The 14,361-nt window shown below is 44.7% G+C and carries 12 protein-coding genes; 7 read left to right on the forward strand and 5 right to left on the reverse strand.

What is annotated here, in order from left to right; translation table 11 throughout:
- Nucleotides 1–174: 174 nt before the first annotated feature.
- A complete protein-coding gene (locus QN079_RS02030) occupies nt 175–465 on the forward strand; it encodes a hypothetical protein (protein ID WP_225582108.1) in 291 nt (96 codons plus the stop codon).
- 56 nt (nt 466–521) lie between these two features.
- Here the strand turns inward: QN079_RS02030 and QN079_RS02035 are convergent, their stop codons facing one another.
- A complete protein-coding gene (locus QN079_RS02035; RefSeq protein WP_289230336.1) occupies nt 522–1,382 on the reverse strand; it encodes an AAA family ATPase in 861 nt (286 codons plus the stop codon).
- Between the two features lie 311 nt (nt 1,383–1,693).
- Here QN079_RS02035 and QN079_RS02040 point away from each other — a divergent pair, with 311 nt between their 5' ends.
- Nucleotides 1,694–2,071, forward strand: coding sequence for a DUF1033 family protein (locus QN079_RS02040; protein WP_289230337.1), 378 nt, complete (start codon nt 1,694–1,696; stop codon nt 2,069–2,071).
- Complete coding sequence (locus tag QN079_RS02045) at nt 2,004–4,076, forward strand: DNA topoisomerase III (RefSeq protein ID WP_289230338.1); 2,073 nt, start codon at nt 2,004–2,006, stop codon at nt 4,074–4,076. The genes QN079_RS02040 and QN079_RS02045 overlap by 68 nt, the downstream gene beginning before the upstream one ends.
- 77 nt (nt 4,077–4,153) lie before the next feature.
- Here QN079_RS02045 and QN079_RS02050 read toward each other — a convergent pair whose 3' ends face one another.
- Genes QN079_RS02050 through QN079_RS02060 form a run of 3 tightly spaced genes read right to left on the reverse strand, consistent with a single transcriptional unit; the run spans nt 4,154 to nt 8,148 of the window.
- Nucleotides 4,154–5,707 carry a response regulator gene (locus tag QN079_RS02050; protein WP_289230339.1) on the reverse strand — a complete coding sequence of 518 codons (1,554 nt, stop codon included), beginning with the start codon at nt 5,705–5,707 and terminating at the stop codon, nt 4,154–4,156.
- Entirely contained in the window at nt 5,685–7,133 is a 1,449-nt protein-coding gene (locus QN079_RS02055) for a sensor histidine kinase (protein ID WP_289230340.1), read from the reverse strand. The genes QN079_RS02050 and QN079_RS02055 overlap by 23 nt, the downstream gene beginning before the upstream one ends.
- A 10-nt stretch (nt 7,134–7,143) precedes the next feature.
- Nucleotides 7,144–8,148: an ABC transporter substrate-binding protein gene (locus QN079_RS02060; RefSeq protein ID WP_005227255.1), complete on the reverse strand. Its 1,005-nt coding sequence runs from the start codon at nt 8,146–8,148 to the stop codon at nt 7,144–7,146.
- Between the two features lie 232 nt (nt 8,149–8,380).
- On the opposite strand from QN079_RS02060, the gene chvE reads away from it, so the two are divergent.
- The 4 genes from chvE (at nt 8,381) to QN079_RS02080 (ending at nt 12,703) form a co-directional block, all read left to right on the forward strand.
- Nucleotides 8,381–9,481 carry a multiple monosaccharide ABC transporter substrate-binding protein gene (gene chvE, locus QN079_RS02065; protein WP_208788470.1) on the forward strand — a complete coding sequence of 367 codons (1,101 nt, stop codon included), beginning with the start codon at nt 8,381–8,383 and terminating at the stop codon, nt 9,479–9,481.
- Nucleotides 9,482–9,627: 146 nt separating this feature from the next.
- A complete protein-coding gene (gene mmsA / locus QN079_RS02070; RefSeq protein WP_289230341.1) occupies nt 9,628–11,157 on the forward strand; it encodes a multiple monosaccharide ABC transporter ATP-binding protein in 1,530 nt (509 codons plus the stop codon).
- A 1-nt stretch (nt 11,158) separates the two neighbouring features.
- Nucleotides 11,159–12,355 (forward strand): multiple monosaccharide ABC transporter permease, encoded by a 1,197-nt coding sequence (gene mmsB / locus QN079_RS02075; RefSeq protein WP_289230342.1) that lies wholly within the window; start codon nt 11,159–11,161, stop codon nt 12,353–12,355.
- A gap of 12 nt (nt 12,356–12,367) precedes the next feature.
- The gene (locus tag QN079_RS02080; protein WP_289230343.1) at nt 12,368–12,703 is read left to right on the forward strand and encodes a PTS sugar transporter subunit IIB; all 336 of its coding nucleotides are present in this window, start codon (nt 12,368–12,370) and stop codon (nt 12,701–12,703) included.
- A gap of 512 nt (nt 12,704–13,215) precedes the next feature.
- On the opposite strand, the gene QN079_RS02085 is transcribed toward QN079_RS02080, so the two are convergent.
- Nucleotides 13,216–14,325 carry an ABC transporter ATP-binding protein gene (locus tag QN079_RS02085; RefSeq protein WP_005227260.1) on the reverse strand — a complete coding sequence of 370 codons (1,110 nt, stop codon included), beginning with the start codon at nt 14,323–14,325 and terminating at the stop codon, nt 13,216–13,218.
- Nucleotides 14,326–14,361 lie beyond the last annotated feature (36 nt).

Raw genomic sequence — 14,361 nt, forward strand, 5'->3', positions numbered from 1 at the left:
TAAGACCACTGAACCAATCAGTTGCACTTAGCTAGGGCTTTTTATAAATCAATTCGAAAGTCCGAATAGAGCGAGCGCTTTCCATTTTAAAAAAATAGTCAAATTATGCTATAATTTAGGTAGAAAATGAATGTTTTTGATGCATTGGCATTTTTAAAAGAAAGGAGGAGGAGCATGAATCGTACCAAAGCCAATCTCATGAAATGGGGGTTTGTCGTTAGTGTCGTAGGGGTGGTGATGCTTCATCAGACTCAGGTCATTTCAAGCCAAATCAACCATCTTGCCTTAGCCGTACTATTGGGTTTAGCCGGGTATTTGCTTGTTTTTAAAAAGTTCTACTTTTTGTCCTCTCAGATTGCGGGGCATTCCGATCAGTATAACCAAGCAGAAGTCAAGTGGGGCAAAATTGCGGGAGTGGTCGCCTTCTGTATTGCGCTGATCAATTTGATTTTGGTCTTTGTGTGAGTGCGACGGAAAAAAGCCACCAAAAGAAATCTTTGGCGGAAAATGGTTTACTTTGCTCATGATCGATCATCAAATTCGGCTTGGTGTGCTTGAAAAAAGCGGTAATACTGCTGGACACTGGCTAACTGGGTCCACTTCCGAACATCGACGGGCGTTTGATCCAAATCATAGATTTTGGCTTCCTTTAAAGATAAAACGAAAGGACTATGAGTAGCAATGATGAATTGGCACTGCTCATAGCGGACAAAATCTTCTAGTAACTGCACCAGTTCCAGCTGACGCTCAGCAGAAAGAGAATTTTCTGGTTCATCTAATAAGTAAAGGCTGTTGGGACGAATCTTTTCTTGAAAGAAGCGAAAGGCACTTTCGCCATTGGAATATTCTCGGACATTGTCGATCAAGTGCTTGCGGGTGAATTTGGACTGTGTGTTGGATCGTGCAAGATTGATTTTCTTCAATTCATGGTAATCGTCAAAACCCTTGAAACGAAAGTCTGCATACTTTGCTTGGTAGTATTCTTGGAATACTTCTTCTCGGCGATGATCGATCCCTTGATTCAAATTTCGAATAGCCAGCATGTAATCAAAGACATCATCGCTGGTCAAAAGTACTTTTTCTTGCGGTTCGTCGATGCTGCCAGTAGTACAGTAGGCTAAGTAGTTCTCGAAAAAATTCGAGCGATTATACGCAGCAAAGCGCTGCGCGTGGATCTTTTCGGCAATCACGTTCAATGCGGTGGTTTTACCAGAACCATTGCCGCCATATAAGATCGTGACCGGTTCAAAATCGATCTGCTGAAAAAGGCGGGCACTGAGAATCTGAAAAGGGTAGTAAGAATCATAAACGGTTCGTTTGATGGAAAGGAAAAAATCAAACTCGGTCTCTTGATCGGGAAAAGTGATTTGTTCGAGATACATGGGGCACCTCCTGGCAATTTCGTGGTTGTCATTATTGTAGCATATCCATCGCAGACAAATTTTTTTTACGAGGTTAAAATAAATCTTGTTTGATATTTTTTTAATCTTTTGATGTTATATTCACAACAGGAAACATCTGTGCTAGACTATAGGGGCATAGAAATGATGTAATCTTAAACAACCGATAAATCGTACAAAAAAACGAGGGTTTAATGAATTTTTAAAGCAATGTTTAAATGCTGAAACTTATTCCTTGCAAGTTTAAGTAAAAGTGACTAATATGAGGAAGGAATCGTGAAAGGAGCAATGGAATGTATCAAGTAGTAGTCATGTATGGGGACAATGAACCGTGGTGGTTTTTTGAGGGATGGCAGTCAGATATTCAAGAGGCGTTCACATTTACAACTTTCAGCGAGGCGCAGTCATTTTATGAACAAAAATGGCAAGAAATCAGAGAAGAGTATTCGTACATAAATGCAAAATCAAACTTTATGACGGCTTTTTGGAATGAAGAAGACGAACGCTGGTGCGAAGAATGCGACGATTACCTCCAACAATATATTGGACTGGCATTGCTTAAAGAATATCAGCAAGTCGTCGATGAAAGCAGGAAAGATTTTTATGAAACAACTAATTCTAGCGGAAAAGCCAAGCGTTGCCAAAGACCTCAGCAAAGTTTTGGGCTGTGAGCAAAAACATAAAAATTATTACGAAGGACCCAAGGCGATCGTTACTTGGGCCCTTGGTCATTTATTGGGCTTGAAAATGCCTGAAGATTTAAACAAAGACTGGGCATCATGGCAGATGGAAACGTTACCGATGATCCCTAAGTCCATCGGGATCAAGCCGTTACCAAAAACCGGTCATCAACTAAAAGCCATCAAACAACTGGCTCAAAGAAAAGATGTCGGGGAAGTCGTGATCGCTACCGATGCGGGAAGAGAAGGGGAGCTAGTCGCTCGCTGGATTTTGGAGTGGGTTCGTTTTGACAAACCAGTCAAACGTTTGTGGATTTCTTCGCAAACCCCTAAAGCCATCAAAGAAGGCTTTGCAAAATTGCAGTCAGCCAAGCACTACGACAATCTTTACTACTCCGCCCTTGCGCGGGCAAAAGCCGACTGGCTGGTAGGGTTGAATGTCACCCGGGCATTGACGGTCAAATATCAAGACAATCTTAGTGCGGGTCGGGTCCAAACCCCTACCTTAGCTTTGGTGCGCAGTCAGGAAATGCAGATCGAGAGTTTCCGTCCGCAAACCTATCATGTGATTACCCTAAACGTAGGCGATGCCAAGGCCCGCCTGCAGCAAAAAAATCCCTATCAACTAAAAGAACGCAGCGACGCCGAAGCATTGGTCAAGCAAATGAGTCAACAAAATGGTCGCGTGACAGCGATCGAAGAAAAGGTCAAAACAGAAAGTGCACCATTGCCCTACGATTTGACCGAGATCCAACGAGAAGCCAATCAGCGTTATGGGTTTTCAGCCAAGAAGACCTTGTCGCTTGTTCAAAGCTTGTATGAAACCCATAAAATCGTCACTTACCCAAGGACGGATTCCAAGTATTTGACCAATGATATGAAGGCAACCATGAAGGAACGCCTGCAGGCAGTTGCGGATTTTGCCCCAGAAGTCAAAGAATACTTGAAAAATGGCGGACAAGTGGTGCAGCAAGCTGTCTTCAATGATAAAAAAGTTACCGATCACCATGCCTTATTGCCAACGGAACAGCGGGCACGTTATGAAAAATTAACTACCGATGAACAACGGATCTATCAAATGATCGTTAGTCGTTTCTTAATGCTCTTTGCGAAACCCCATAAAAAGCAGCAGCAGAAAGTGACCGTGACCTTTGGTTCAGAAACCTTTGTATTCAACCGCAATACCGTGTTAGAAGCGGGATGGAAAACGACTTCTGAAGAAGAAACCAGTGACATAGCTTGGCAAAAAGGCAGTACCGTCAAGCCTGAGTTCACCATCCAGAAAGAGTTGACCACACCACCGAAACCGTTGAATGAAGGAACTCTTTTAGGCAAAATGGAAAAACATAGTCTCGGTACGCCGGCAACCCGTGCGGAGATCATTGAAAAGCTGATCAAATCTGAGCTGATGGAGCGGACCCCAAGCGGCTTGCAAGTATCGCCAAAAGGCAAGCAGCTGTTAGTCTTAGTCAATCCATCCTTGGTGACACCAGAATTGACGGAAAAATGGGAGAAGGAACTGGAAGCCATTGCGAAAGGCACCTATTCTGCCCAAACCTTCCTTGCACAAATCGAAGCAGACACAAAACAACTGGTCAAAGAAATCAAGCAAAGCGAAAGCAAGTACCAAGATTTCTCATTGACCCAAAAACGTTGTCCCGAATGCGGCGAACCCTTGCGGGAGAAAAATACCCGTGATGGCAAGATCTATGTTTGCTCCAGTGGCACCTGCAAGTACCGTCGTCGGAAAGACCCGAAAGTTTCAAACCGACGCTGCCCGCAATGCCACCGAAAGATGGAGATCATTGAAGGGAAAAACGGCGCCTATTTCCGCTGTAAATTCGATGGGACCACCGAAAAAATGGCGGATAAAAAGGAACGCAGCAAAAAGCTGTCGAAACACGAAGAACGCCGCTTGATGAACAAAATCAATCAAGAAGAACCGCAAGAAAGCCCATTAGCAGCTGCTTTAAAAGCTGCGATGGAGAAGAAATAACTGCATGAGGTAGAAAATGAAAAAGAGTGAGGACGATTTTGCTGTCCCTCACTCTTTTTTTGCATCCCTTCACTCATTTAGGCATTTTTTTGACGGTATTCTTTCGGTGAGATGTTTTCTTTCTTCTTGAACAAAAAGGAAAAATAATTTGGGTCATTGTAGCCAACATCAAAGGCGATCTCAGATAGCCGTAGATTGGTCGTTAACAGCAGTTCCTTAGCTAAGGTCAACCGTTGCTCGGTCAAGTATTCGATAAACGTAGAATCAGTGGCTTGCGAGAAGATGGTGCTGAAATGTGCTGGACTCAAATGAACTTTTTCAGCAACTACATTTAAGGAAATATTGGGATCAGAAAAGTGCTCACTGATAAAGGCTTTGGCTTGATTGATGACGCTTTGATATTTCGCCATCGCAGGATTGATGGGTTGTTTGGTCAATAATGGCAACAGTTCTGCCAGAGTCGTTTGATAGTTCTCTGGCTCATGGGTCAATGCCGCTAGATAGTCTAAGTCATGGGCGTGCTGAACGATCTGGGGCAGCGAATGACTGTCTTTTTTCTTCAACAATGCCAGCAGTTCGACTAAGACGAACAAACGGTACATTTGTGTTCGCTCAACGGTTCCTTGAGGCGCCATCAATTCAGCGATCAGCTCAGGGATCGTCTGTTTCCCAGCATTTGCCAGCCGTGAAGCAAGGTCGGTTTTGAAAGGATTGGTGGGGGATAGTTCCCCTTCGCGAATGTCGTCTTCATAGCTGATGATTTTTTCCTTGCGGATGCTGCCATAGGTTTTTAGCATGTCACGAGCTTTCTGATAAGAAAGAGAGATACCCGAGAAGCGATCTGCTACCGGTCCGATCGCCACTGCTACTTCTTCCCCAGAACCATGAACGAGGCTTTGAGCGATCTGATAGGCTTTTTCTAAAACTTGTTCTCGGTCATGGTCAAAAAGCAAAAACTTGATGAAGCGGCTGGACACACTGGAGAACAAGACAGCATCATCTTGTTCATAGGCTTTGGTCAGCTGCTGGCTAAAGCGAGTGTAGTCAGAAAAGCTTTGATTGAAGGGGGTTTTTGCTAATAGCACACAAAACTGTTTGCCTGAAAAGCGCCGGCCCAGTTCTTCTGCTTGCAAAAAGGCTTCTGAGATCGTGATCTTTTGTTTAAAGAGGTGATTCAGAAAGTGATTCTTTTTGATTTCCATTTCGAATAAATCGTCTTCTTTGGATAATTGCTGATGAGTGGCTTGTTGTTCATCTAAGTGTTGAACGACGGTTTTGATGGCTTGTTCTAATTCTTCGTTTTTGATGGGCTTGAGCAAGTAATCGTCTGCTTGCAGCTGCAGTGCCGTTTTTGCATAGTCAAAATCATCAAAACCGCTAACGAAAATAATGCGAACTTGCGGCAATAACTTCTTGGCTTCTTTCGCAAAGACCAAGCCGTCCATAAACGGCATTTTGATATCACTGATAATAATATCAGGACGCAGATCAAGGATCGAAGCCAGCGCCAATTCGCCATCTGCGGCTTCATCGCTATAAACGATCGGGTATTGTTTGGCGAGAGTCATGATTTGGTGGCGTAAACTATCGCGAATCAGATGTTCATCTTCAACTATGAACACTTTGTACATGGTTGGGTTCCTCCCTTTTTGGTACTGTGACGTTAATCGTGGTGCCTTCTTGGTATTGACTGTGGATCGTCAGTTGCGCTTCGCTGCCGTAGTTCAGCTGGAGACGGCGATAGACGTTATATAGGCCATAGCCGCTCTCAGAGGCGGGATCAGTGGTTTCTTTAAGGTTACGACGAATCTCCTCCAAACGCTCAGGGTCGATCCCAACGCCGTTGTCACTGATGGTCATTTGAATCTGGTGAGGCAATTCTGACACTGTGATTCGAATCATGCCGACACGACGGACAAACTTGGTGCCATGATATACGGCGTTTTCAACAAGGGGCTGCAGGACCATTTTCAAAACCTGTAGTTCTGGACTGACGGTTTGATCTTCAATGGTGTAAGACAGCATCCTGCCATAGCGGATCTGCAAAATCTTCAAGTAATCGTCCACATGCCGCAATTCTTTTTCCAGCGGAATCCAGTCTTGCCCTTTGCTTAAGGAAATGCGGAAAAAATCTGACAGCGCATAAGTCATTTCGGTTGCTTGCTCAAAACGGGCAGCTTCGATCAAAGAAACAATCGCATCTAAACTATTATAGATGAAATGCGGAGTGATCTGGGCTTGTAAGACCCGCACCTCACTTTGGGCTAAGTGATACTGCTTCAAGGCATTTTCTTCCAAGAGCCGAGTCAAGTCATCTGCCATTCGATTCAAGCTACTCGTCAGAGTCCGCAGCTCTGGGGTTTCGGGCAGTTCTGCTCGGTAGCTCAAATGTCCTTGGGATAGTTCATTGGAAAGGTCTAACAACCGATCCAGCGGGTATTGCAGATTGTCACGAACAAAGCGGCGGTTTTTATTGATGATCGCAAAGATGATCAAAAGCAACACGACCTGAAAAAGGATCAGCAGCAACACGGATTGGACCAGTTCGTGGTTGGTTTGGCTGGCTAAGCTGATCTCTACTCCGACAAACTGCTGCAAAATATCGGATAGCAAATCGATCACCGAATCCACTTGGATCATGACGTATTGGTTTTGTTCCACCGGTTCATCGATGAGAATATTATCGATCAACTGTTGCTGATAGGTTTCTAAAGAATCGAGCGTCCGAAAGGCGACTGCTAAAATATTGAGCTCTTTGGCAGTGCTGGTATTTTCTTGAATGTGCTGCAGATCGCTCCTTAGTTCATCGATCACATTGGTTTCTTGGACTTGTGCGACGGTTTTTTGACCAAAGACTAAATCCCACATTTCTTCCAAGACAATGGCATCGACTTTTTCCGATAATTGATTGGCTTCTTCAATATTGTTGATGGTGTTTTGATAAATAAAAATCTGCCGCGAGTAAAAGACACTGCTTACTACGAGGGGGATAAAGGCGACGAGGATCATCAGTTTGTTGGTCTGCTGGAAGATGCCCTTGATACTTTTTGTTTTCATCTTCATCTCCTCAATAATTTCTTGGTGGAATCTGATCAAAGTCCATATCACTGGAAAAAACTGTTTCATGGACATAGATTTCACGAGGAATGGCATCGGCGCCGCGAGCCAAGTAGCGCGAGATGGCATTTTTGACGAACACACCAGCATCTGGGTTGCATTCAACGACACAATTGACGATCCCTTGCTTCAATTTGTCGATCATTTCTTTTTGGGCATCGATCGATACGATCACCAAATCCTTCCCTGGCTCAATATCGGTTTTTTCGAGGGCTTCAAGAGCGCCAAGAGTCATCTCGTCATTGTGACTGAACAAGACATCGATCTGCTCCATTTTGCCTTCTGCGATGTATTGTTCAATGACTTCTTTGCCTTTGCGGCGAATGAAGTCACCATTTAGCTCATCTTTGACTTGGATCGTTACATTGTTGTGGGCATAATCACGCTTGATGGTTTCTCGGAACCCTTCTGAGCGCAAATACGTCGGAGAAGTAGCATCCAGTCCCGTCAATTCTAAAACATTGATCGTTTCATTTTGATGTTCTTTATAATAATTGCTGACGTAGAGACCTGCACGATTGCCCTCGGCTTTGAAGCTTGGCCCGATATGAGTCAGAAACAAGGAGGGATCGCTGACGTTGACATGACGGTCCACCACGAAAACGGGAATCCCCGCTTGCGCAGCTTCTTCCAAAATCGGTTCCCAATTGTTTTCCTGAATCGGGGTAAAGACGATGGCATCGACTTGATACACGATAAAACTGCGGATATCTTGAATCTGACGTTCTTGATTCATATAGCCGTTACGATAGAGCACTTCATAGCCTTCCTTCTCTAATTCAGTGCGAATCGATTCGGTGTGGCGCTTGCGCCAGCTGCTTTCTGTTCCCGATTGAGAAAAACCGATCACGATACTTTCTTCCGATGTTTCAGCGGTCGTTTCTTTGACTGCTTGGCAACCAGCCAAGAAAGACAAACACAACCAAACGAGTAACCCAATTTTTATATTCCTCATTTTTTTCACCTCTATGGTCTATTCTACTAAAAAATACGGAAGCGCTTTACACAAAATATCAAATCAAATAAAAACCAAGGGAATCTTAAAAAATCCAAGATTACGAAAAGAAATGGGGGCAACTGAGTCGTTTTTTCTCAAGAAATCCAAGAAACCTCGAAAAAATCTAAATGTAAGCGATTCCTTAACTGGCTATACTGAGAATGTAAGAAAAAGACATGGAGGGATCACAATGAAAGGTACTTTTGGTAAATTGGTCGTCCTAGCATCCACCTTATTGGTTGGCGGATTGTTAGCAGCTTGTGGGAATGGATCAGACAGCGGGGCAAACGGTGACGGAGACAAAGGATTTGTTGGGATCGCGATGCCGACCAAATCGGCAGAACGGTGGATCGCAGATGGCGACAACATGGTAGAAGAATTAGAGAAGCTCGGCTATAAAACTGACCTGCAATATGGAGAAGACAAAGTAGAAAACCAAGTGGCACAAATTGAGAATATGATCACCAAAGGCGTTGATACTTTAGTGATCGCCTCGATCGATGGTTCGGCACTGACAGACGTGTTGGAAAAAGCCCATAACGAAGATATCACAGTTATCGCCTATGACCGTTTACTGATGAACTCGGAATACGTCGATTATTATGCCACCTTTGATAATTTTGGAGTCGGCGTGCTGCAAGCGTCTTATATTGAAGACAAATTGGGTCTCAAAGACGGTGAAGGACCATTTAACATTGAATTATTCGGCGGCTCTCCAGATGATAACAATGCACTGATCAATTATAATGGGGTCCTTTCGGTCTTCCAACAATACTTTGACAGCGGACAGCTAGTCGTTCCTTCTGGTCAAACCAACTTCAACCAAATCGCTACTTTGCGTTGGGATGGTTCAACTGCGCAAGCTCGGATGGACAACTTGTTGAGTGCCAACTATACGGATCAAACATTGGATGCCGTTCTTTCACCTTATGATCCAATCAGCCTAGGAATCATTTCATCGCTTAAAGGCGTTGGCTATGGTTCTTCCGATAAACCACTACCTGTGATTACCGGTCAAGATGCGACGGTGGCAGGGGTGAAATCGATCATCGCGGGCGAACAGACCCAAACGATTTTCAAAGATACACGGGTGTTGGCGAAAAACACGATCGAAATGATCGAAGCCATCACCAATGGCGAGGAAGTGCCAGTCAACGATACGGAAACCTATGACAATGGCGTCAAAGTCGTACCAACCTACTTGTCAAATCCCGTTTCTGTGGATAGGGACAACTACAAAGAAGAACTGATCGATACCGATTACTATACAGAAGAAGAGCTAGGCATTTAAGCAAGAAGCGCTGATCCAGCGAGAAAAGATACTAGTTTCCCCGAAAGCAGTAGGGAAGAACGAATCATCCCCACTATTCGTTCTTTCCGCTTTTCTTACAAAGGCAGCGCACCACTTTTACATAAAAAGGAAAAGGGTGAAAGAACATGGCAGATAATATTTTGATGATGAAAGGCATCGTCAAAGAGTTTTCAGGGGTTCGCGCCCTTGATAACGTCAACCTCTCGATCGAGCGAGGAGAGATCCACGCACTGTGTGGAGAAAATGGCGCTGGCAAGTCCACGCTGATGAATGTCTTAAGCGGACTCTATCCTTACGGCAGCTATGACGGAGAGATCTATTATGAAGGGGAGTTATGCAAGTTCAAAGATTTGCGGGACAGTGAGGACAAAGGAATCGTTATTATTCATCAAGAGTTAGCATTAAGTCCTTACCTGTCGATCAAAGAAAATATCTTTCTAGGAAACGAACAAGCCAAACACGGCATCATTGATTGGGATCTGACCGAAAAGAAAACAGACAGCCTCTTAAAGATTGTTGGCTTGAAATTAGATCCGAATACGCTGGTTTCACAAATCGGTGTCGGACATCAACAGCTGGTGGAAATTGCCAAAGCATTTTCAAAATCCGTCCGATTGTTGATTTTAGATGAGCCAACCGCGGCGTTGAATGAAGAAGAAAGTGCCAATCTGTTAGAGCTGATCAAAGAGTTCCGCAACCAAGGGATCACCTCGATCATCATCTCTCACAAGTTGAATGAAATCGTCAATGTGGCGGATCGCATCACGATTTTACGTGACGGGCAAACGATCGAGACGCTGAGTGGTGCCGAAATTTCTGAAGAGCGCATCATTCGCGGCATGGTTGGGCGAGATTTGACCAATCGCTACCCAGAGCGGAACCCCACTATTGGTGAACCGTTTTTTGAAGTCAAAAATTGGACGGTCCATCATCCAATCGACCATACCCGTGTGGTGAATGAGAATTTGAACTTGATGATCCGCAAAGGAGAGATCATCGGCATCGCCGGTTTGATGGGTGCGGGACGGACAGAGTTTGCCATGAGTGTCTTCGGTCATTCCTACGGCAGTTCGATTTCGGGGGAAGTCTATAAAGACGGCCAACCGATTTCTGTCAAAGACGTGCCAACCGCCATCAAAAATGGGTTAGCCTATGTGTCGGAAGATCGAAAAGCGCTGGGCTTGAATCTGCTGATGGATATTCGCGAGAATACCACCATTGCTAGTCTTGCCAAAATCAGCCGCCAAGGGGTCATCGATAAAGAAAAAGAAGTCACGATGGCAGAAGAGTTCCGCAAAAAAATGCGGACGAAAACCAATTCGATCTATCAAAACGTCGGCAGCTTGAGCGGCGGGAATCAGCAAAAGGTCGTTTTGGCAAAATGGCTGATGACCACACCAGACATCTTATTTTTAGATGAACCGACCCGTGGGATCGATGTCGGGGCGAAATACGAAATCTATACGATCATCGAAGAGATGGCAGCAGCTGGCAAAGCCATTTGCATCATCTCCTCGGAGCTGCCAGAACTATTAGGCATGTGTGACCGAATCTATACGATGAACGAAGGCCGCTTCACTGGCGAGGTCCTGCGGGAAGAGGCGGATCAAGAACGATTGATGAATCTAATGACATTAGAAGAGAGTGGGGTTTGAGATGGAAACAACCAATAAATTAAAAAAAGAACGCAGCCATTCGCTGAAAGAAAAGGCACTGGAAATCTTTAGCAAATACAGTATGATCATTATCTTAGCAGTGCTGCTGGTGGCCTTTCAGCTCATGACCGACGGGATTTTCTGGCGGCCGCTGAATATCACCAACCTCGTGTTGCAAAACAGTCATATTCTCGTTTTGGCAGCTGGTATGCTCTTGGTCGTCTTGTTAGGACACGTTGATTTATCCGTAGGGTCCGTGATGGCGTTTGTCGGTGCGATTGCAGGCGTCTTAATGGTCAATAACGGCATCAGTCCTTGGCTGGCAGTGCCTCTTTGCTTACTGATGGGCGCAGTGATCGGTGCCTGGCAAGGGTTCTGGGTCGCGTATGTCGGTATCCCAGCATTTATCGTGACCTTGTCTAGTTTACTGATGTTTCGAGGACTGACCCAAGTCGTCTTAGGTGGTCAATCATTGGCGCCGTTTCCCAAGGCATTCCAACAAATTTCTACTGGGTATTTGCCAGATATTGCAGGCGGTCAGATCCATTTACTTTCCATGATTTTAGGTGTAGTGATCACGGGCATCCTGATTTTAGGCCAATGGCGGACCCGTGAGCGTCGCAAAAAAAATCTTTTTGAAGTGGAATCAATGGCAGCCTTTGCCTTTAAAGCCGTCTTTACTGCGGTCGTATTTCTCGGCGCTACCTATATCTTTGCCTCTTATCAAGGGTATCCGATCATTTTGATCGTCTTAGGGGTGATCGTGGCTGCTTATGGCTTTTTGACTAACAAAACCGTTGCTGGTCGTCAAATCTATGCAACCGGCGGCAACAAAAAAGCAGCCGAACTTTCTGGGATCAAGACGAAGAAAATCACCTTCTGGGTCTTCGTGAACATGGGGATGATGGCAGCTTTGGCGGGCTTGGTTTTAGCCGCTCGGTTGAACGCAGCCACCCCGCAAGCAGGAACGTCAATGGAATTAGATGCAATGGCTGCAGTGTATTTCGGTGGGGCTTCCACATCAGGCGGTATTGGTACTGTGATGGGTGCGATCGTTGGTGGTCTGGTGATGGGTGTCTTAAACAATGGGATGTCGATCTTAGGAGTCGGTGTCGATTGGCAGCAAGCCATCAAAGGATTGATTTTGCTGCTGGCCGTCGTGTTGGATATCTACAATAAGAAAAAGAAAATATCTTAGGAGGCCCTGTTTATGGAGGAACAAGCACAAAAGCCGATTTTATTGATTTGTACCGCAGGTATCACTACGGGTCTCTTAGTGAAAAACATGCAGCGAGCTGCAGATGAAAAAGGATTAGCCGTGCATATCTATTCGGCACCAGCCATCATTGCTGAACAGATCCTGCAGCAGCAGACTGTCGATGCCTTGCTGATCGGTCCGCAGTCGAAGTACGAAGTCAATCGATTGAAAGACTTTCTCATGGTCAAAGCGGTGCCTTATAAATTGATCAAAGAAACAGATTACGAGTTGTTAGATGGCGAAGCTGTCCTTGCAGACAGCCTGACCCTCTTGCAAAACGATCGCTAACCAGCAGCTTGGCAAAAAGCTAGGTGGTCAGCAGTTGAATAGGCTCCCCAGAGTAGTGCTTGTCATCCCCCACAAGCACTACTCTTTTTGCGGTGCTTTTTTGCCTACACTAGCCAAGAAAGCCCCTCTTAAGCAGCAATGCGTGGCAAGCCCGTTGGTTCGTTTTCTCGTGTTTAGGACATCGCATCATAGACAAACAAAAGAGAAATTGAGGAGGAAGAGGACGAAGCTGACACCACGCGTATGTTGTCTAAAGGCAAGTGATGGGCGAGTGTTTCACGTACTTAAAGCATCGAGGCTGTGGGCGGTAGAAGGGGGGAAATGAGCTGCTTACACCGCTTCTGGTTTCTCGTTCGTAACTAAGCGTTTCGTAGGAAACACAACGAAACCCAAAAACAGACAGTCTGCTGACTGTCTGTTTTTAGGGGATACAAATAAGGAATAAAAGTGGATATTAGTTAAATGCGACTGCCTAGGGGGCAAATCCGAGAACAGTGCATGGTAACTACAAATTAAGGAAGTGTGATGACATTTTCTGAATCTTTGTCGAAGAAGTGTGCTTTGTTGATGTTGAAAGCCAAATCAACCGTTTCACCTGGACGGTGGAAGTCACGAGCATCAACTTTCGAGATAAATTCAGTCGCACCTACGCGTGTATAAAGCATCGTTTCTGCACCTAATAATTCAGATACGACTACTTCGGCACGTACAGTTGCTTCAGGAGAAGCTTCCAATGCGATTTGTTCACTGTGAATATCTTCTGGACGAATACCAAAGACTAATTGTTTGCCTTCGTACCCTTTTTCCACAAGAATCTTGTTCTTGCCTTCAGGAATACGTAAGTTCAAGCTTTGTCCATCAGAGATCATACCGTTTTTCAACGTAACATTGAAGAAGTTCATTGCTGGTGAACCGATAAAGCCGGCAACGAAAATGTTTTTCGGTGTGTTGTAGACTTCTTTTGGTGAACCGATTTGTTGAATGAAGCCATCTTTCATGATAACGATCCGGTCAGCCATGGTCATCGCTTCTGTTTGGTCATGGGTTACATAGATCGTCGTTGTTTCTAAACGTTGGTGTAATTTTGCGATTTCCGCACGCATGGCAACCCGCAATTTCGCATCTAAGTTTGACAACGGCTCATCCATCAAGAAGACTTTGGCATCACGGACGATGGCACGGCCTAGGGCAACCCGTTGACGCTGACCACCTGAAAGGGCAGCTGGTTTACGATCTAAGTATTCTGTCAATCCTAAGATCTCAGCGGCATTTTCTACCCGTTTTTTAATTTCTTCTTTGTCGTATTTACGCAATTTCAAACCAAATGCCATGTTGTTGAAAACAGTCATATGGGGATACAATGCGTAGTTCTGGAAAACCATCGCGATGTCGCGGTCTTTTGGTGCCACATCGTTCATTACTTTTCCACCGATGCTCAATTCGCCTTCAGAAATATCTTCTAAACCAGCGATCATTCGAAGCGTTGTTGATTTTCCGCAACCAGAAGGTCCAACGAAAACGATGAATTCGCGATCCGCGATATCTAAATTAAAATCAGTTACCGAATATGCATCATTATTATCATATTTTTTGTGGATATTTTTTAAGGCCATTTCTACCATTGGGATTACCTCTTTCCATTTAGTTTACATGAACAT

The sequence above is a fragment of the Enterococcus sp. FZMF genome (genome assembly GCF_030263915.1).
GTDB classification, from domain to species: Bacteria; Bacillota; Bacilli; order Lactobacillales; family Enterococcaceae; genus Enterococcus_D; species Enterococcus_D casseliflavus.